The organism is Ruegeria sp. YTSA075 (assembly GCF_059610245.1).
Map to the genome: position 1 here is coordinate 131,015 of NZ_JBXWNG010000006.1, position 17,069 is coordinate 148,083.

Annotated in this window: 21 protein-coding genes and 1 other RNA gene; 10 read left to right on the top strand and 12 right to left on the bottom strand. The window is 57.7% G+C overall.

Annotated elements, in window-relative coordinates; all coding sequences use genetic code 11:
• Position 1 precedes the first annotated feature (1 nt).
• Positions 2–310: an ArsR/SmtB family transcription factor gene (locus AC2FGE_RS13305; protein WP_480550786.1), complete on the top strand. Its 309-nt coding sequence runs from the start codon at positions 2–4 to the stop codon at positions 308–310.
• Positions 303–1,334, top strand: a complete 1,032-nt coding sequence (locus AC2FGE_RS13310; RefSeq protein WP_496819689.1) for a permease — start codon at positions 303–305, stop codon at positions 1,332–1,334. Before AC2FGE_RS13305 ends, AC2FGE_RS13310 begins: the two co-directional genes overlap by 8 nt.
• 47 nt (positions 1,335–1,381) lie before the next feature.
• Here AC2FGE_RS13310 and AC2FGE_RS13315 read toward each other — a convergent pair whose 3' ends face one another.
• Positions 1,382–1,771 (bottom strand): hypothetical protein, encoded by a 390-nt coding sequence (locus AC2FGE_RS13315; protein WP_496819690.1) that lies wholly within the window; start codon positions 1,769–1,771, stop codon positions 1,382–1,384.
• A 55-nt stretch (positions 1,772–1,826) separates the two neighbouring features.
• Positions 1,827–2,591, bottom strand: a complete 765-nt coding sequence (locus tag AC2FGE_RS13320) for a DUF1013 domain-containing protein (RefSeq protein WP_496819691.1) — start codon at positions 2,589–2,591, stop codon at positions 1,827–1,829.
• Between the two features lie 129 nt (positions 2,592–2,720).
• Here AC2FGE_RS13320 and AC2FGE_RS13325 point away from each other — a divergent pair, with 129 nt between their 5' ends.
• Positions 2,721–3,362 (top strand): ribonuclease T2 family protein, encoded by a 642-nt coding sequence (locus tag AC2FGE_RS13325; RefSeq protein ID WP_496819692.1) that lies wholly within the window; start codon positions 2,721–2,723, stop codon positions 3,360–3,362.
• Here the strand turns inward: AC2FGE_RS13325 and AC2FGE_RS13330 are convergent.
• The 6 genes from AC2FGE_RS13330 to AC2FGE_RS13355 form a co-directional block, all read right to left on the bottom strand.
• Positions 3,359–3,847, bottom strand: a complete 489-nt coding sequence (locus AC2FGE_RS13330) for a hypothetical protein (RefSeq protein WP_496819693.1) — start codon at positions 3,845–3,847, stop codon at positions 3,359–3,361. The two genes, AC2FGE_RS13325 and AC2FGE_RS13330, sit on opposite strands and share 4 nt — an antisense overlap.
• A 69-nt stretch (positions 3,848–3,916) precedes the next feature.
• The gene (locus tag AC2FGE_RS13335; RefSeq protein WP_496819694.1) at positions 3,917–4,630 is read right to left on the bottom strand and encodes a hypothetical protein; all 714 of its coding nucleotides are present in this window, start codon (positions 4,628–4,630) and stop codon (positions 3,917–3,919) included.
• Between the two features lie 141 nt (positions 4,631–4,771).
• Positions 4,772–5,365 (bottom strand): recombination mediator RecR, encoded by a 594-nt coding sequence (recR, locus tag AC2FGE_RS13340; protein ID WP_496819695.1) that lies wholly within the window; start codon positions 5,363–5,365, stop codon positions 4,772–4,774.
• Positions 5,366–5,426: 61 nt separating this feature from the next.
• On the bottom strand, positions 5,427–5,771 hold the full coding sequence (locus AC2FGE_RS13345; protein ID WP_039529126.1) for a YbaB/EbfC family nucleoid-associated protein: 345 nt from the start codon (positions 5,769–5,771) through the stop codon (positions 5,427–5,429).
• Positions 5,772–6,155, bottom strand: a complete 384-nt coding sequence (locus AC2FGE_RS13350) for a hypothetical protein (protein WP_480826408.1) — start codon at positions 6,153–6,155, stop codon at positions 5,772–5,774. It abuts the gene before it with no gap.
• Positions 6,156–6,158: 3 nt separating this feature from the next.
• The gene (locus AC2FGE_RS13355; protein ID WP_496819696.1) at positions 6,159–7,922 is read right to left on the bottom strand and encodes a DNA polymerase III subunit gamma/tau; all 1,764 of its coding nucleotides are present in this window, start codon (positions 7,920–7,922) and stop codon (positions 6,159–6,161) included.
• Positions 7,923–8,095: 173 nt separating this feature from the next.
• On the opposite strand from AC2FGE_RS13355, the gene AC2FGE_RS13360 reads away from it, so the two are divergent.
• Both AC2FGE_RS13360 and AC2FGE_RS13365 read left to right on the top strand, forming a co-directional pair.
• Positions 8,096–8,608 (top strand): protein-tyrosine phosphatase family protein, encoded by a 513-nt coding sequence (locus AC2FGE_RS13360; RefSeq protein ID WP_496819697.1) that lies wholly within the window; start codon positions 8,096–8,098, stop codon positions 8,606–8,608.
• Positions 8,609–8,777: 169 nt separating this feature from the next.
• A complete protein-coding gene (locus tag AC2FGE_RS13365) occupies positions 8,778–9,635 on the top strand; it encodes an alpha/beta hydrolase family protein (RefSeq protein WP_496819698.1) in 858 nt (285 codons plus the stop codon).
• Positions 9,636–9,666: 31 nt separating this feature from the next.
• Here AC2FGE_RS13365 and rsgA read toward each other — a convergent pair whose 3' ends face one another.
• From rsgA to AC2FGE_RS13380, 3 genes are all read right to left on the bottom strand, one after another.
• On the bottom strand, positions 9,667–10,695 hold the full coding sequence (gene rsgA, locus AC2FGE_RS13370) for a ribosome small subunit-dependent GTPase A (protein ID WP_496819699.1): 1,029 nt from the start codon (positions 10,693–10,695) through the stop codon (positions 9,667–9,669).
• Positions 10,696–10,854: 159 nt separating this feature from the next.
• Positions 10,855–10,953: signal recognition particle sRNA small type (ffs, locus tag AC2FGE_RS13375), an RNA gene on the bottom strand.
• 39 nt (positions 10,954–10,992) lie between these two features.
• Positions 10,993–12,870: a bifunctional 2',3'-cyclic-nucleotide 2'-phosphodiesterase/3'-nucleotidase gene (locus tag AC2FGE_RS13380; protein WP_496819700.1), complete on the bottom strand. Its 1,878-nt coding sequence runs from the start codon at positions 12,868–12,870 to the stop codon at positions 10,993–10,995.
• 180 nt (positions 12,871–13,050) lie between these two features.
• Between AC2FGE_RS13380 and nudC the strand changes: the two genes are divergently transcribed.
• From nudC to AC2FGE_RS13400, 4 genes are read left to right on the top strand one after another with little or no spacing between them, the layout of a single operon-like run.
• Positions 13,051–14,034, top strand: coding sequence for an NAD(+) diphosphatase (nudC, locus tag AC2FGE_RS13385; protein WP_496819701.1), 984 nt, complete (start codon positions 13,051–13,053; stop codon positions 14,032–14,034).
• A gap of 34 nt (positions 14,035–14,068) precedes the next feature.
• Positions 14,069–14,536 (top strand): SRPBCC family protein, encoded by a 468-nt coding sequence (locus AC2FGE_RS13390; RefSeq protein WP_496819702.1) that lies wholly within the window; start codon positions 14,069–14,071, stop codon positions 14,534–14,536.
• A gap of 33 nt (positions 14,537–14,569) precedes the next feature.
• Positions 14,570–15,043 carry a GNAT family N-acetyltransferase gene (locus tag AC2FGE_RS13395; RefSeq protein WP_496819704.1) on the top strand — a complete coding sequence of 158 codons (474 nt, stop codon included), beginning with the start codon at positions 14,570–14,572 and terminating at the stop codon, positions 15,041–15,043.
• A gap of 5 nt (positions 15,044–15,048) precedes the next feature.
• Complete coding sequence (locus AC2FGE_RS13400; RefSeq protein WP_496819705.1) at positions 15,049–15,591, top strand: chloramphenicol phosphotransferase CPT family protein; 543 nt, start codon at positions 15,049–15,051, stop codon at positions 15,589–15,591.
• A gap of 10 nt (positions 15,592–15,601) precedes the next feature.
• Here the strand turns inward: AC2FGE_RS13400 and AC2FGE_RS13405 are convergent, their stop codons facing one another.
• On the bottom strand, positions 15,602–16,435 hold the full coding sequence (locus AC2FGE_RS13405) for a prephenate dehydratase (protein ID WP_496819706.1): 834 nt from the start codon (positions 16,433–16,435) through the stop codon (positions 15,602–15,604).
• Between the two features lie 120 nt (positions 16,436–16,555).
• Between AC2FGE_RS13405 and AC2FGE_RS13410 the strand changes: the two genes are divergently transcribed.
• Positions 16,556–17,068, top strand: coding sequence for a c-type cytochrome (locus AC2FGE_RS13410; RefSeq protein WP_496819743.1), 513 nt, complete (start codon positions 16,556–16,558; stop codon positions 17,066–17,068).
• The last annotated feature ends 1 nt before the right edge of the window (position 17,069 follow it).

A 17,069-nucleotide genomic window follows, 5' to 3' on the forward strand; every position in this document is an offset into this window, starting at 1 on the left:
GATGTGGGAAACCGCAGCAGCAGGATTCTCGGCCATGGGCTCCGAGGCCCGGCTACAGGTTCTGAAAACACTCGTCCGTGCGGGTGAGACTGGTTTGACGGTTGGTGAAATCCAGTCGCGTACCGGGATTGCACCATCGACGCTGGCCCATCACCTACGGTTTCTGGCTGCCGGTGGCGTGGTCGAGCAGGAGAAGATCGGACGCAGTACGATCAACCGCGCCTGCTTTGATGAGTTGAGAAATCTGGCAGAATTCATTCTCAGTGAATGCTGCGTGGATGAGGTAGGAAAGGCCGCAAACGATGGCTGAGTTAACACAAAATCCGAAACTGTCATCTAAGGCCGTGTTTGACCTGATCAAAACGCCCTGGGCACTGATCGTCGCCATATTGGCATTGGTGGCGATTCTGGACCCGGGTAACTGGGGCGAGGTTGTGACCTTTGCGGCCAAAGCGCTTGCACATACTGGTCAATACATCCTGTTCGCCGTTTTATTGCTCTCGTATCTCAAGGCTACAGGGGCCGAAGTTATGGTGGCGCGCGCCTTTGAAGGGCGCGAAACACGGATGATCTTTCTGGCGGCCCTGTTCGGTGGTCTCGCGCCGTTTTGTTCCTGCGAGGTTATTCCGTTCATTGCTGGTCTGTTGGCTTTGGGTGCCCCTTTGTCGGCAGTGATGGCGTTCTGGCTCAGCTCGCCGCTTATCGATCCGCCGACATTGCTGATTACGGCAAGCGCATTGGGTTGGCCCTTTGCCATTGGCAAGGCGGTGGCAGCCGTAGCGCTGGGCCTGTTCGGCGGTTTTGCCGTCCGCTTTCTGATGCGCAGCGGCGCGTTTTCCCAGCCGTTGCGGGAATACAAACCGGCGGGATGCTGCGGCTGCGGGCCCAAGATGGACGACAAGCCGGTTTGGAAGTTCTGGCAGGAACCCGAACGACGTCAGCGTTTCCGCGCCGAGTTTCTGCACAATGGCATCTTTCTGCTGAAATGGCTGGCGCTTGCCTATGTGCTCGAGGCGCTCCTGGTCAGCTACGTGCCCGCAGACCTGATTGCCCGCGTTGTTGGTGGCGAAGGTGTGCTGCCCATCGTGATCGCGGCACTGGTTGGCATGCCTGCTTACCTGAACTCCTACGTTGCGCCACCGCTGCTGGCCGGGTTGATGGATCAGGGTATGACTGCAGGCGCTGCGATGTCGTTCATGGTCGCGGGTGCTGTGAGCTCGATCCCTGCGATGGCGGCGGTCTGGTCGCTGGTGAAACCGCGTGTTTTTGCCACCTATCTGAGCCTCGGTGTTGGCGGTGCAATCGTCGCCGGGATCGTGTTCCAGGCCCTCTAAAGGGAACCGCCCGGCACAATGGCCGGGCGGTTCCAATTCCATTCAAGTCAGCTTGCGTCGCAGAACTTTGGCAGTTTGAAGCGGTATCTGGGCTCTCCGCTGTCCACATAGATGCGTTTTTCGATACAGGCGCTGGTGCCAACCGTCTGAGAGATCGGGGCCTCGGTCGACGTGATAGAGGCCGCGGTACCATCCGGCAGCCGAACCGATGCAATCACGCCATTCCTGAGGTCACCATTGATCGCGGTGGCGGACAGGACCGGGACAGTCATGAACGAATGATGCTCGTGCTCGCCATCTCCGCCCAACAAGAACAGCGTGGATACGATTGCGATCATCCCAACGCCCGCAGCCAGACCCAGGCCCCATGTCCTGAGGAACGCATAAATCGAAACGGCGTGGTGTGGGCCAAAAATGGCGGAAAGTACGCTAAGCATAAGGCTTCCGTTGGAAAGAAGGCCCCGGCCTGTTTAGACCGAGGCGGCCAACACATCAGGGGCGCTGATCGTCTTCATCTTCTTCGTCACCGCCGCCTTTGGGCAGGTTGAAGAAGCTGTCAGCATCCACGATCGGATCGCTGTCTTCTGCCTCACCTTCCGGATCATCGGACAGAGAGAACGTTTCCAGACCTTCAATCGCCGTCGGGATTTTCGGTGCAGCGTCCATTTCCAGCGATTGCTCGGTCGAGACCAGCTTGCGGCGCTCGTCATCGCTCATGACGCCGCCTTCGGCCGCCTTCTTCGCGGCCGCCTTCTGAACCACTGCGTCCAGCTCGGACTGTTTACACAGGCCCAGAGCAACAGGGTCGACGGGCTGCATGTTGGCGATATTCCAGTGCGTCCGCTCGCGGATCGACTGGATGGTCGGCTTGGTGGTGCCAACCAGCTTGGCGATCTGTCCATCAGTAAGTTCGGGGTGGAATTTGACCAGCCACAGGATCGAGTTCGGACGGTCCTGACGCTTGGACAGCGGGGTGTAGCGCGGGCCGCGGCGCTTTTCCTCGCCCGTGGCCGACGGGTTGAACTTGAGCTTCAGCTTGTGCAGCGGGTTGTTCTGCGCGGTGTCGATCTCTTCCTGTGTCAACTGGTTGTTGGCAATCGGGTCGAAGCCCTTCACACCAGTGGCTACATCACCATCGGCGATGCCCTGCACTTCCAACTCGTGCATCCCTACGAAATCCGCGATCTGCTTGAAGCTGATCGTGGTGTTGTCCACCAGCCATACGGCGGTTGCCTTGGCCATAAGCGGTTTTGCCATCAGCCCGTCTCCTATACATACATCTTTCCCGTCGCCGGAATTCGGCGGCCCCGGATTTTGGGGCAGGTTTCCGTTGTCGGGGAACTTGGCCCGTATATAGTCGCGCCAGTACAAGAAGGGAAGAGGCGAATGCGCCAAGGGGTTTTGGGCTTTGTTTTCGCGCTGATCGGCGCTGTGGCTGTTCAGGCCGAGGGCGAGAAGGCGGGCGAATTTGACTATTATGTTCTGTCGCTCAGCTGGTCGCCCAATTGGTGCGCCCGCGAAGGGGACGCGCGCGGGTCGGATCAGTGTGATGCGCGACATGACCACGGTTGGGTCCTGCATGGGCTCTGGCCGCAGTTCCATCAGGGCTGGCCGTCGTACTGCCGCACGACCGAAGTTCCGCCATCGCGAGGGATGACCCGAGACATGGAGGATATTCAGGGCAGTTCCGGCCTGGCCTGGCATCAGTGGAAGAAACACGGCACCTGCTCGGGCCTCTCTGCGCCCGCGTATTTCGCCCTATCGCGAGAAGCCTATGGTCGTGTTGAACGCCCCAGTGTTTTTCGCCAACTGGACGCAACCGTGAAACTGCCCGCCGCAGTGATCGAAGAGGCGTTCCTAAAGGCCAATCCCGGGCTAGAGCGCGACATGATCACCGTGACCTGCAAGCAGGGTTACATCGAAGAGGTTCGCCTGTGCCTGTCACGTGATCTGGCCCCGGTTCCCTGCGGACGGGACGTGATCCGCGATTGCAAGGCAACCGACGCGGTGTTTGACCCGATTCGTTAAAGCTCTTTGTTCTGACACTCGCGCGCGTATTCCAGCGCTTTTGCGGTGCCTGTCAGATCAATCGCTATCACCGGCTGATCTTCGGGGTTGAACACGGTCATCGTCTTGTTCTGCGCAATCGCCGCCACGAAGGTACGGTCAGTGAAGAACACCGTCGCCCCCGGCACGCGGTCCTGTTTGAACCCGATTGCGATGGCGTCAAAACTCTTGCCGTCCAACTCGAACCGGATCGGATAGCTCTGCCCCGGCTCAATCTCGCCCCAAGCCTTGTTGAACACAGTAAAATACCCGCGATTGTCCAACGCATCATAGCCCAGTCGCACGACCGAGAGGTCCTGATACACCGTCTGGATGAGGCACCCATTCCCAAGCGCGGGGTCCATCATGATGTTCCAGCCTTCGACGAAACCTTTGTCGATGAGGTCTTGGGCGATTGCGGCGGTGGCGGTGAAGGCGGCAAGGGTCAGGGCGAGAAGGCGGGTCATCTGGTTAAGGTAATTTCAGTTCCGACAATAATTTTGGATGATTCTGGCATGAACGAGTTCTGCTTTGATTTATTGCGTAGCATTTTTTTCGGAAATAACATGGTTTTTCTTCGGAAGTGCTAGTTTTTGACCTTCTTCGGCCCACACGTAAGCCATTGAGAGTATCGCCGCTGTAAGCGCGCTGGTGAAGATGCCTAAAAATGTAATAGCCACATGAAAAATTGCGTTTGTAGCAGTGATTGTGGAAAAACCCTCGGGCAGAGGTGGTAAGCTAACGAGATTGCCTAGCTGGACCATCGCGGTCATGAGTACTACCGAGTACAAGGCGGGTCCGACAATCAAGCGCCATAAGACAAACCAAAAGGTTTTTCGCGAGCGTCTCGACGCCGCTTTGAAGCCGGTAGATGCGCCGATTGCAGCCGCTGGTATCATCGTTCCAATGACTGACAGAAGTACTCCAAGAGACATGAGCGAGAGAACAAACGCGTAGGCGATCGCGGCCCGTCCAACCAATGCTTCGGTCGGAAATGTTGTTTCGACCAATCTCAGAAAGATAAAAAAAGAAGCAAAAATAGCCACGAACGGAAAAGCATAGGCAAACCAAAATTGTCGGTTTGGCGCCTGTCCTTGCGGGTGTTTTCCGAACAGTTCAACTTTTTGGTCGGTCAATAGGTGCAAATGGAAAAAGAACACTAAGAACCCATATGCAATTACCCCAGGGACAACAGTTCTTGACCAACTTTCTTGACCCCAGATGTCGAGTAAGAAAAGAATTACAGACACCGACAATATGATTGGCCAAAAAACTCGAAAAAGATGTAAGGATAACTTGTACAATTGGAGTTCCTGCTCTCTATATTATTATCGAGATTTAGTCCGTTTTGGCAGGGTAGATCGCGAGATTCAACATATTGAGGCCTGCATTCATAGTTCCTTCCGTGCCCTCAATGCTGCCGTGATCGTCCCGTCATCCAGATAGTCCAACTCGCCCCCAATCGGCACGCCCTGCGCCAGTGAGGTCAGGCGGACCTGCCTTTCCAATTGATCGGCGATGTAGTGGGCGGTGGTCTGGCCGTCTACGGTGGCGTTCAGGGCCAAAATGACTTCGGTGATCTCTTCGGCCACGACGCGGTCTTTGAGCCGGGGGATGCGCAATTCGTCCGGGCCCACGCCATCAAGCGCCGACAACGTACCGCCCAAAACATGGTAGCGGCCCTTGAAAACGCCTGCGCGTTCCATCGCCCAGAGGTCCGAGACATCTTCGACCACGCAGAGCTCTCCGGTTGCGCGGGCCTCGTCGCTGCAGATGTCACATATATCGGTCGTGCCGACATTGCCGCAGTTCAGGCACTCGCGGGCGGTGACGGCGACCTGTTGCATCGTGTCCGCAAGAGGCGTCAGCAACAGGGCGCGTTTTCGGATCAGGTGCAGCACAGCGCGACGGGCCGAACGCGGGCCGAGGCCCGGCAATTTGGCCATCAGGTCGATCAGATTGTCGATGTCGCTGTTTGAACTCACGGCCTGTCCTGTCTGGCGCCGGGGGAGGCCTCCGGCGGAAGTGTATTCGAAAAGATAAAGATCAGAACGGTAACTTGATGTCCGCGGGCAGGCCCATGCTTTCGGTCAGCTTGGCCATCTCGGCCTGCGAGCGCTCAGCTGCTTTGGTCTGTGCGTCCTTTATCGCGGCCAGGATCAGATCTTCGACCACTTCTTTGTCGTCGCCGTTGAAGATAGACGGGTCGATATCCAGCCCCTTGAGTTCGCCTTTGGCCGTGGCCGTTGCCTTGACCAGACCTGCACCGGATTCACCAACCACCATGATGGTGTTCAGCTCTTCCTGCATATCGGTCATTTTGGTCTGCAGGTCCTGAGCCGATTTCATCATCTTGGCCATATCGCCCAGACCGCCTAGTCCTTTGAGCATTTAGAGTCTCCTTAAGTGTGATCGCCTCAGGCGAATATATACTGCGTAGAGTGTCATCCCAGCACATAGCGCAATTGCCAAGCCAATGAACAGAGTGGAATGGCCGACGCATCCTATGTCCGCTGCCGTTCGACGCGGGTCATACATCATATCGTCGACAAGAATGTGAGCCGCCCAGATCATCCAGCCGACGGATGTCATCAAAGCAATCCAGAGGTTTCCACGCCAAATTGCCAGTGCCGATAAGACCAGCAAGATGATTGAAACCGGATTTGAGGCAAGGGCGGCTGCTTCGACCCATTCGCTAACCGTTTCGCCATTCCAAGACGGGTTATAGATTTCGCATGCTTCGTGGTAGACCGCATCGATGCGTGCATAGTGCACCTATTAGTCCTCCTCGAACGGGTCCCATTCGTCTTCCACCTCGGGCAGGGCTTCGGTTTCCACCTGTGCGGCGCGTTGTTCGGGGGTCTCGATTTTGGTAATTTTGGCTTTCGGGAACTGCGCCAACACGGCCTGGACCAGAGGGTGCTCAGAGGCTTCTTCCTTTAGTGCAAATTCGGCTTTGTCGCGAATTTCGGCAATGGTCGGCGCCTCTCCGTCCGATACAATCGAAACAGCCCAGCGGTTGCCCGTCCAGCGTTGCAGGGCCGAACCTAAACGCGGGGCCAGATCGGTCGGGGCTTGAGGTGCGGGTGTGAACTCGATCCGGCCGGGTTGGTACGAAACCAGGCGAACACCATTTTCGACCTCGACCAGAAGTTTGACATCGCGGTTGGTCCGGATCAGCTCGACCACATGGTCAAAGGTGGGATACCGCGCAAGTGCCGCCTGCACATCCTGCGCCAGCGCCGCGACCGGTGCGCCCCCGGAACTGCGCGCGGTGGGCTGGTGATGTGTCGGCATCGGACCGCGTGCTTCTACAGGCGTTGCGCCATTGTTGTGGGCAGGTGCGCCGCCTCTCGGTCCGCCCATGGGCGGTGGCGGTGCATCCTGAAGACGTTTGATCAATTCTTCCGGGCTGGGCAGATCGGCCACATGGGTCAGGCGGATCACGGCCATTTCGGCTGCCATCATCGCGTTTGGCGCGGCCGAGACCTCCTCAAGCGCTTTCAACAGCATCTGCCACATCCGGGTCAGCACGCGCATGGGCAGGGCCTCGGCCATCTGCTGGCCGCGCGCGCGTTCGTCAGGCGATACGGTTGGGTCCTCTGCTGCGTCCGGCGTGATTTTCACGACCGACACCCAATGGGTGATCTCAGCCAGATCACGCAGCACAGCCAGTGGATCGGCGCCTTCGGCATATTGCGCGCTGAGTTCGGTCAGCGCGCCACCGGCATCGCCGCGCAGGATCATATCCATCAGGTCCAGAACCCGACCACGATCCGCAAGGCCAAGCATGGCGCGCACCTGATCCGCTGTCGTCTCTCCAGCCCCGTGCGAGATTGCCTGATCCAGAAGTGAGGTCGCATCCCGCGCTGACCCCTCGGCCGCGCGGGTTATCAATGCCAATGCGTCCTCGGCAATCTCGGCCCCTTCGGCAGCCGCGATCTTGCGGAGCAAGCCGATCATATCTTCTGGTTCGATCCGTCGCAGGTCGAAGCGCTGGCAGCGAGACAGAACCGTCACCGGGACCTTGCGGATCTCGGTGGTGGCGAAGATGAATTTTACATGTGCGGGAGGTTCCTCAAGCGTCTTGAGCAGCGCGTTGAAGGCGCTGGTCGAGAGCATGTGAACCTCATCAATTATATAAATCTTATAGCGGGCCGAGGCGGCGCGATAGCGGACGCTGTCGATGATCTCGCGAATGTCATTGACGCCGGTGCGGCTGGCGGCGTCCATCTCCATCACGTCGACATGACGGCCTTCCATGATCGCGGTGCAGTGTTCGCAGACGCCGCAGGGTTCGGTTGTCGGGCCGCCATTGCCGTCCGGCCCGATGCAGTTCATGCCTTTGGCGATGATCCGGGCTGTGGTGGTCTTACCCGTCCCGCGAATGCCGGTCATAACGAAGGCTTGTGCAATCCGATCGGCTTCGAACGCGTTTTTCAGGGTGCGGACCATCGCATCCTGCCCCACCAGATCCGCAAAGGTTTCCGGGCGATATTTGCGGGCGAGAACCTGATAGGCGGGGCTGTCTGTTTCGGTCATGTCTGCTCTGGCGGATTCGGGGCGTCGACACAGCGTAGTGGCCGCTGCTGTCCGCGTCCACAGCGCGATTCAGGAAATTTGGTTTGGAGCGAATCGGGATATGCGTAAACTGAGGTCTCAGATTTGTAGAAATACAACTATTGAACAGGTGCGTATTTGGGAGGAGGTCGTTGATGTCTCAGCTAGTGGTCTATGCTTTGCAAGTCGGGGGCGGCACGCTTGCGTTGACATCACTGCCGGGTCGAGGTGGCGATTATGCCGATGATCTGAACAGGATATCTGACTGGAAACCCGGGCTTGTGATCTCGATGACGACGGAAGTTGAGATGCTTCAGGACGGAGCCCAAACCTTTGGCAGTGATATTCAGGGGCGTGCCAGCCGGTGGGTGCATCTGCCGGTCGAGGACTATGGAGCTCCTTTGTCCAATATCGATGATGAGTGGGTTGCCGTCAGCGCGGCAGCGAGACATGCGCTGTCCGGGGGTGGCCGAGTGTTGGTTCATTGTCGGGGCGGGTGCGGGCGGTCCGGAATGGTAGTTTTGCGGTTGATGATCGAATGCGGTGAGCGTTTTGATCAAGCGTTGGCCCGCTTACGGGCGCTGCGTCCGTGCGCTGTGGAGACCAACGAACAGATGAGCTGGGCTACACGCGCGACCACTGACGTACTCGAACTGCGTTCGGGGTGATCCGGTAGCACCCCTGAGGGTCTATAGCGGTATCTTTGCAACGTAGGGCAGATGTATGGTGTTGCGTAGGTGGACGTTTGGTCAAGTAGCCCTCGGGTTGACTCGAACAAGGTTTGCTGTGCTTTCTAATTCGGTAAACTGGTCGGTTCAGAAAGCACCCGAAGACGCGATGTTAGACACGCACGAGGCAGCGACGGTTGAAGACTTTCGGTTCCCATCCGGATCAGCGATGTTGTCGGCGCGCTTGTATTGCCCCGTAGTCGAACCCGAAACAGTTGTTGTGTTAAACGGCGCAACGGGTGTGCCGCGTGACTATTATCAACACTTTGCGCGCTGGTTGGCAGCAGAACGCAGCATTGCCTGCTTGACCTATGATTATAGCGATTTTGGCCATTCATGCACGGGCCGTTTGAGAGATTCTAAGGTCACAATGGCCGATTGGGCCTTGATCGACATGCCAGCCGCACGGGCCGAGATGCGGCGGCGTTTTCCTGATGCCAATCAGTGGACAATTGGTCATTCGGTTGGTGGGATGCTGGGGCCAATACAGCCGGACATCGACAAGATCGACCGTATGATCTGTGTCTGCTCGGGGCTGGTCACCTTGTCGGATCATCCTTGGCCGTACAAAGGGCTGGCCTGGACGTTTTGGCGTGGGCATGTGCCTTTGCTGGTGAAGGCGCTGGGGTATCTGCCGGGCAAGGCGATCGGGTTTGGGGCTGATTTGCCGGGGCCTGTCTATTGGCAATGGCGCAGGTGGTGTACCGCACCGCGCAGCTATCTGCCCGAGATGGGTCAAGACCTGCCACAAGCGCGCTGGGCGGAACTGGGTGTCCCGGTGGATCTGTTCACCAGCGATGATGATCAGACCGTTCCACCTAAGGCGGTCTGGGGACTGGCCGATCTTTATGGCTCCGAGGCGCGACGCCATGTGCTGTCTGCACGTGATTTCGGGGTTAAGGAGATCGGTCATATTGGCGCGTTTGCGCGGCGTAATGCGGCCGTTTGGCCGCGTCTGATTGAGTAGGGGCGTCGGTCGCGCAACGCCCCTGATTTGATCATCGACCTTTTAGGTGCTTTTTGCCTTTCACAACCGACCGGACCATCTTTCCGAAGGCTTTGTCACGTGCGCGGGATTGGGCGATGGTTTCTGAGTTCCTCTGATCCTCGCGCCGCAGCTTGCGCCATCGATCCAGCCGCGCGGGATCAAGTATGCCATCGGTAATCGCAACCTGCACGGCACATCCCGGTTCCTGATCATGCTGACAATCCGAGAACCGGCACCCTTGCGCAAGGTCGAGAATGTCCGAGAAGACCTCATCCACCCCCTCCTGCGCGTCAAGCAACCGCAACGCGCGCATGCCCGGTGTGTCGATCAGCCAGCCCCCGTTTCGCATAGGATGCAGGGCACGAGCAGTTGTGGTGTGACGCCCATGGGCGTCATCCTCGCGAATGCCTGCGGTAGCCTCGGCCTGACCGGTCATCCCGTTGGCCAGCGTGGTTTTGCCAACGCCGGACGAGCCGACCAGAGCAGCCGTCTGTCCGGTGGGGCACCAGCTGAGGACGGATCCTATATCCGCAGGATCAAGCGCGTTGACGGTCAGAATGGTCAGGAAAGGCCCAAGTTCCTGTGCCTGGCGCTGAACCGCGTTGGGATCAGCACACAGGTCCGCTTTGGTCAGCACGATGACCGGATAGCACCCGGCCTGATTGGCAAGCGCCAGATATCGCTCCAGCCGGGGCAGGTTGAAATCCGCATTGCATGAGGTGACGATGAACAGCACATCCACATTTGCAGCGATCAGCTGCGCTTCGGCCCCCGTGCCAGCGGCACGGCGTTGCAGCAGGCTGCGCCGGTCCAGCAGGTGCTGAATGCGCTGATCCTGATCAGCAAGAACCCAGTCGCCCACTGCAAAGTCGCCAGTTGAACGAGAAGGTGAGATAAGTGGCACTTCGCCTGCAGTTGACAGCCCGATCAGACGATCACGATGCACCGCTGAGATGCGATAGGGGATACAACTAGGGTCATCCACGCTTTGCGCGGCAAAATGAGAGGACCATCCAAGGTCCGAAAGTGTATGAGACATTGATCTGCCTATGTTCAGAAACAGCATGGCGGCCAGATGGCAAACGCGCATCCGGCGGCGATGTGTTCAGGCAGTTGGTTAGATGGTGATCAGAACCACGCTGCCTGAAGGGGTTTTGCTACACTCATAAAAGCCCTCCCGCGGCTTGTGGGTTGCGATCAGTGAGAGGTTGGACATCGACCCAAGCGGGGCTCGTTGTGGCTGCTTCCTTCCGGACCTGACCAGGTTGGCGAGGCGCTCGCCCGCGCCAACCTCTCAGGGCCTGATATAGGCAAGCCCGCTGCAAATGGCAACCCGTCAGAGAGTTAACTCAATGCGTTCAAAACCTGAGGGATCAGGGGTCAGAACTTGTGGTTCATATATGTCTAGCTCCGCCAAATACTTCAGCGCGCCAGGTCCGGTGGTCAGGATCGCCTTTGCCCCGTCTTGGGGGGCAAGTGCAAAAGGATAGGGTGTCTGCGCCAGCGGATCGGCGGGCAGATCGCCAATCAAATAGTCGCGCAGGACCCGTTTGATATCCAATGGCGGTAAGTTGATGGCATGCGCCTCATTGACGAAGGGGAAATACCCACCTCCGCTGGCGCGATAGTTGTTGAGTGCGACGATGACCTCCTGCTCGAGCCGCAGGTCAGACCCGTTAATGCGCAGCTGGCGTATGCGCCGATGGTCTTGGCCTAGCAATTGCCCTTGGCGGTCAAATCGCGCTGGTTGTGACAGATCGATCTGGTAGGTCAGCCCAAACAGCACGTCAAAGTTATGCCCTGCGCGGCTTGGATCAATCAGTTCGCATGCGGCATCGCCTTGTAACTGTTGGAAAACGCCGGCCGACATCTCAAGCCAGTCAAGAACCTGTGCTCCGGTGAGTCTGACGGCGCGCAGCTCATTGGGGAAAATATGCAGGTCGGCGATGTGGCGCAGGCAAACCTCACCTGCGGGGACGTCGGTATAGAAGCGAGGGCCAGATCGACCACCACACTTGTAAGGAGAGACAGCCGATAGAATTGGTAGATCTGCCAGTGCCGAGCCAGCTAAATATGGCCTTAGGCCTGCCGCCTGAGCCACAGCAACAAGTGCAAGCCCCTGATCCGGGGCGCAAAAGCTGAAATAGCTGTGCAAGGGCTGTGAGATTTCAGTCACCGGTTTCGCCATCTCGGCGCGGGTTTTAGAGTGGATTGGTGCAAAGAGCGCGACCAGTTCGGGATCTTCCGGCACTTCATCATCTTCGGAGGCCGCGCTTACCGCATGCAGTTTTGCGCTTTGCGCGATAATGGCCCAGCCAACATCGGCTGAATGCGTCATATGCAGATCAATCTGTCCCAGATGTGAGCCCGCGGATCCAGCCATGACCACAGGTTTGCCATGGATCAGCCCGGCGTCGTGATCGACATGGGGCATGGTGCTATGGCTTGGGCCGGGCAGCGTGAAATGGGTATGTCCTGCGATCAGGGCATCTATGCCCTTAAGATCTGCCAGTGCGATCACCGTATTCTCAGACCCGGGGGCGTCGTCTTCCTGCTCGATACCTGAATGCGCCAAGGCGATGATCAGATCGCATCCCGCCGATTTCAAGGTATGTACTGCGCGTTTGGCCGCGTCGAGCATGCCTTCGGCGGCGACCATCCCACTTAGGTGATGGGCCTCCCATTGGATTGTCTGCGGCGGTAGAACCGAAAAAACACCGATGCGCAGCGGGATATCTTGCCCGTCCCACAAAACGGTTCGGTCAAAGATCGTGTGGCCTTGCCAGCGCGTCCTGATGCCTTTGGCAGGGTGCATATTGCTGCACAGAACCGGGCAGGGCGCGTCGGCAAGAATGCGGTCCAGAGCATCCAGTCCGAAGCCAAAGTCGTGGTTACCCAGACCTATCGCATCGTACTGTAAAGCGGCAAAGCCCTGCATCATCGGATTAGGGTCTTGGTCTTGCACTGCCCGGTCGCCAAGCGGAGTGCCCTGAAGCGCATCCCCATTGTCAAACAACAGGACAACTGCGTTACCTGCGGATTTACGCGCGGAGTTGATCAGGTTGGCGGTGCGCGTAAGCCCGACCGAAACATCGGGCAGGTCGGAGTAATAGTCGAAACCGGTCAGGTTCATGTGCAGATCGGTTGTCGCAAGAATACGAATTTTCACGTCTGCGCTTTCAGTCTGACCTGTACAAACTGGTCTTGTTTTCACTCTGAACTACTACTTTTGGGCGATAATATTATTCAAAATCAACATTTAGTAGATTTAATGCACATATTTTTAGGCGTATCAACCACTGCGTTGTCGCAGGGTCAGGCGCGCGCCAAGAAATGGCATTGCAACATTCCGGTTGCCGTGGCAGCCCTGTCAGCAAAGCCCAAGGGACAATGAATGAAAAACGCAGAACTGGTGACTTTTGGTGGTTCGGGCCTGAATCGAGCCGCCGAGCTGCGATCTGATGCAGAACAGCTGCAACAAGCGCACGATGATACAAAGGCGCGCTGTGTCCTGCTGTGGCGCGGAAAACTGCTGGTGCAGGGTGAGGCGCTGGATCAGCTTGTCAGGCTTCCAATGTCACACCCTGTGATTCAAAACGGACCGGGTGGGATTATCTCTGCCCCGATCCTTTTGGGTTTGGAAGAAGCGCGCGCACCGATCTTTGCCTATGATATCTCGGGCTGGGCAGCCGAGGGGCAGGATCTGACCGGCCTTGATACGTTTGTTGATCGGTCTGAACAGCAACATCCCGACCTGCCCGCGGGCACTGCGTTCGCTGAGCTGCGCCGGATCATGACCCGGCTTTCAAACCGCGATGCCGAGTTGGCTGCAACCGCCAAGTCCGTTGTTGGCTGGCACAAGACGCATAAGTTCTGTGCCCAATGCGGTGTGCTATCTCAGATCGCGCAGGCAGGGTGGCAACGCAGCTGTCCGTCTTGCGGGGCCCAGCATTTCCCACGCACCGACCCGGTTGTCATCATGCTGATCACCCATGGCGATGCGGTTCTGATGGGCCGGTCGCCTGGATGGCCCGAAGGGATGTATTCTCTACTCGCGGGGTTCGTTGAGCCGGGTGAAACGCTGGAAGCCGCCGTGCGCCGCGAAGTGATGGAGGAAGCAGGAGTGCCGGTGGGCGCCGTCTCGTACCTGTCCAGCCAGCCCTGGCCGTTTCCGTCGTCGCTGATGTTTGGCTGCGCGGGAGAGGCACTGTCGCGTGACATCAAGATTGACCCGGTTGAAATCGAGGACGCGCTTTGGGTCACCAAAACCGAAATGATGCAGGCCTTTGCCGGAGATCACCCCAAGCTTCTGCCCGCCCGAAAAGGTGCAATCGCGCATTTCCTTTTACGAAACTGGCTTGCAGATACCATAGACTGACGAAAAACTAGATAAAAGCACAGCAAAGGCCGAAATGCAGTTTTCAGCACGTGAAGATATCGAAGCCCCGATAAACTCGGTGTTCGAAATGGTCGCCGATTTCGACCGGTTCGAGCGGATGGCGATGCGGCGTGGCATCGATGTGCGGCGCGTGACGCAAGATATACCGCCCGCCGCAGGTACTACCTGGGACACTGAATTCAAACTGCGTGGCAAAGCGCGCCAGATGACCGTCGTCATGACAGATTGTGAACGCCCGGCGCAGATGCGGTTTGAGGCCAACAGCAAGGGGATGGCAGGCGTTACGACAATTGATCTGCTTGCGCTGTCGCAGCGTAGGACCCGGTTGAGCGTGGATATGTCGCTGAGCGCGAAATCCCTGCCCGCGCGGTTGCTGTTGCAATCCATGAAGCTGGGGCAAGCGCGGTTCCGCAAGCAATTTCAACTACGGCTGGCTGAATTCGCGCGCGAGTTGGAGCAACGTTACAAGCACGGGGCATAATGTTGGTTGCTGCGGGCAGTTAGGGGCAGGGATTTGAGCGAAATCTTGTACAGACCTGCGCGAGAAGGTGACGCAGAGGGTATCGCAAGCGTCTTGCAGCACATCTTTGAGGCGGGAAAGCGCAAGGCGCCAGCAACAGCCGAGTTTGTTCTGGGTCACTATATCACCCATCCTGACAGTATTCGCTGCACGGTTGCCGTTAATCAAAGCGGGCAGATCCTTGGGTTTCAGTCGCTGAGATATGCCGCCAAAAACAATCCGTACGATGTCGCGATCGGTTGGGGCATCATTGGCACTCATATCCGGCCATCAGCCGCACGACGCGGCATTGGGCGTGGATTGTTTGCCCAGACGCTGAATGCTGCTCGCACTTTCGGGTTGACGTCAATCGACGCTACGATTGGTGCGGATAACGAGGATGGCCTTGCCTACTATGACGCGATGGGGTTCCGAACCTATCGACAGCTCGATGGTGGGGTGTCGAAAGCCTATACTCTGTTAGTCTGATAGGCATGTCCCATATCATTGTCCTTCATGGCGCATCGAGTAGTGGCAAGAGCACAATCGCCCGCGCACTTCAGAAGAAGATAGAACTGCCGTTCTGGCATATCTCGATCGATCATCTGAGGGATTCCGGTGTGCTGCCCTTGGATCGGTATCGCGCCGCAGAGTTTGATTGGCCCTCGGATCGGGCCGCATTCTTTGATGGATTCCACAGGTCGGTGGCCGCTTATGCGGATGCGGGCAATCATTTGATGCTTGAGCATATCCTGGATACACCGGGTTGGGCGGAGCAGCTTCAATCCCTGTTCAGAGCTCATGATGTGCTGTTTGTCGCGGTCCATTGCCCATTGCCGGTACTAACCGAGCGTGAGCGTCGACGAGGGGACCGCCCATTGGGCAGCGCCGCGCGGGATCAAGCTACGATCCACATCGGCAGGCGATACGATCTTGAGGTCACGTCGATCGAAGGAGTCGATCTATGTGTTGATGCCATACTCACCGCATGGCGCAGCGGTGAACGCCGGTCCGAGTTCTCGGACGCCACAACCTAGCGAGTAGTTGTCAGCCTCTGGGCCGGGCGGCCGGGTAGACCCCCAGAATCTCGACATTGGTCGTAAAGTGCTGCAGCTCATCCATTGCCAGTTGGACATTCCTGTCGTCCGGATGCCCCATGATATCGGCGTAGAACTGGGTCGCTGTGAACGAGCCATCAACCATATAGCTTTCCAGCTTGGTCATGTTAATCCCATTGGTCGCAAACCCGCCCATGGCCTTATAGAGAGCAGCGGGAATGTTGCGGACCTGAAAGACGAAACTAGTGATCATCTCATGGTCACCACGACGCGAAGTATCAGCCTCGGGTGACATAACCAGAAACCGCGTTGTGTTGTCGCCGTGGTCCTCGATATGGCGCGCCAGCACGTCCAGGCCATAGATTTCAGCGGCCAGTTCGCTGGCCAATGCGGCAGATTGCGGATCGTTAGCCTCAGAGACTTCACGTGCGGCGCGGGCGTTGTCAGGGCTGACGCGGCCCCGAATGCCATGTTCGCGCAGGAAAGTGGCGCATTGAGGCAGCAAAACCAGATGGGAATGCGCCTCGGTCACATCCTCAAGTTTGGCGCCGGGGACACCAAGCAGATTGATGTGAACCCGCACATACGCCTCATCAATGATGTGCAGGCCGCTATGGGGCAGAAGCCGGTGAATGTCGGCCACGCGCCCATACGTGGTGTTCTCGACCGGCAGCATGGCCAGATCGGCCTGGCCCGAGCGAACCGATTCGATCACATCCTCGAATGTCCGACAGGGCAACGCCTCCATATCCGGCCGCGCATTGCGGCAGGCCTCGTGGCTATAGGCACCGGGTTCCCCTTGAAATGCAATGCGATTGGTCATTTGGTCGATTCCGTGCAACAAGTTCTTGAATTGGGCGTTTAGTCGCGGTGTCTATACCTTGCCTCTCGTCAGGGGAAGCCTTAGACACCTGCGCAGACAGCTGAAATGGACACGCGATCAATGTTCGACACGATGACAGTTACCAAGGCCTCAGCAGGCCTGTTCGGCACTTTCCTGGTGCTTCTTCTGGCTAAATGGGGCGCGGATATCCTGTATTCGCCCGGTGGTCATGGCGAGGCGGAAGCCGCTTACATTATCGAAACCGAAAGCGCGGGCGAAAGCGCGAATGGCGAAGAAGTGGTCTTCGAAGACCTGCTGGCCGCAGCCGATGTCGACAAGGGCGCCAAAGTGTTCCGCAAATGCACCGCATGTCACAAGCTGGAAGACGGAGCGAACGGAACAGGCCCCTATCTGTATGCTGTGGTTGACCGCCCTGTTGCAACGGCCAAAGGGTTCACCGGCTATTCGGCAGCGATGCAAGCGCATGGTGGCAACTGGACGCCCGAAGCGCTGGATGCCTTCCTTGAGCGCCCAAGCGCTTATATCTCGGGCACATCCATGAGCTTTGCTGGCCTGAAAAAGCCGCAAGATCGCGCAGATTTGATTGCCTATCTGCAGACCATCGGCAATTGAC

Excerpts from the sequence above, each read along its gene's own strand:
- AC2FGE_RS13305 (WP_480550786.1), top strand. The coding sequence starts at position 2 with ATGTGGGAAACCGCAGCAGCAGGATTCTCGGCCATGGGCTCCGAGGCC.
- AC2FGE_RS13310 (WP_496819689.1), top strand. The coding sequence starts at position 303 with ATGGCTGAGTTAACACAAAATCCGAAACTGTCATCTAAGGCCGTGTTT.
- AC2FGE_RS13315 (WP_496819690.1), bottom strand. The coding sequence starts at position 1,771 with ATGCTTAGCGTACTTTCCGCCATTTTTGGCCCACACCACGCCGTTTCG.
- AC2FGE_RS13320 (WP_496819691.1), bottom strand. The coding sequence starts at position 2,591 with ATGGCAAAACCGCTTATGGCCAAGGCAACCGCCGTATGGCTGGTGGAC.
- AC2FGE_RS13325 (WP_496819692.1), top strand. The coding sequence starts at position 2,721 with ATGCGCCAAGGGGTTTTGGGCTTTGTTTTCGCGCTGATCGGCGCTGTG.
- AC2FGE_RS13330 (WP_496819693.1), bottom strand. The coding sequence starts at position 3,847 with ATGACCCGCCTTCTCGCCCTGACCCTTGCCGCCTTCACCGCCACCGCC.
- AC2FGE_RS13345 (WP_039529126.1), bottom strand. The coding sequence starts at position 5,771 with ATGCTCAAAGGACTAGGCGGTCTGGGCGATATGGCCAAGATGATGAAA.
- AC2FGE_RS13355 (WP_496819696.1), bottom strand. The coding sequence starts at position 7,922 with ATGACCGAAACAGACAGCCCCGCCTATCAGGTTCTCGCCCGCAAATAT.
- AC2FGE_RS13360 (WP_496819697.1), top strand. The coding sequence starts at position 8,096 with ATGTCTCAGCTAGTGGTCTATGCTTTGCAAGTCGGGGGCGGCACGCTT.
- AC2FGE_RS13365 (WP_496819698.1), top strand. The coding sequence starts at position 8,778 with ATGTTAGACACGCACGAGGCAGCGACGGTTGAAGACTTTCGGTTCCCA.
- rsgA (WP_496819699.1), bottom strand. The coding sequence starts at position 10,695 with ATGTCTCATACACTTTCGGACCTTGGATGGTCCTCTCATTTTGCCGCG.
- nudC (WP_496819701.1), top strand. The coding sequence starts at position 13,051 with ATGAAAAACGCAGAACTGGTGACTTTTGGTGGTTCGGGCCTGAATCGA.
- AC2FGE_RS13390 (WP_496819702.1), top strand. The coding sequence starts at position 14,069 with ATGCAGTTTTCAGCACGTGAAGATATCGAAGCCCCGATAAACTCGGTG.
- AC2FGE_RS13400 (WP_496819705.1), top strand. The coding sequence starts at position 15,049 with ATGTCCCATATCATTGTCCTTCATGGCGCATCGAGTAGTGGCAAGAGC.
- AC2FGE_RS13405 (WP_496819706.1), bottom strand. The coding sequence starts at position 16,435 with ATGACCAATCGCATTGCATTTCAAGGGGAACCCGGTGCCTATAGCCAC.
- AC2FGE_RS13410 (WP_496819743.1), top strand. The coding sequence starts at position 16,556 with ATGTTCGACACGATGACAGTTACCAAGGCCTCAGCAGGCCTGTTCGGC.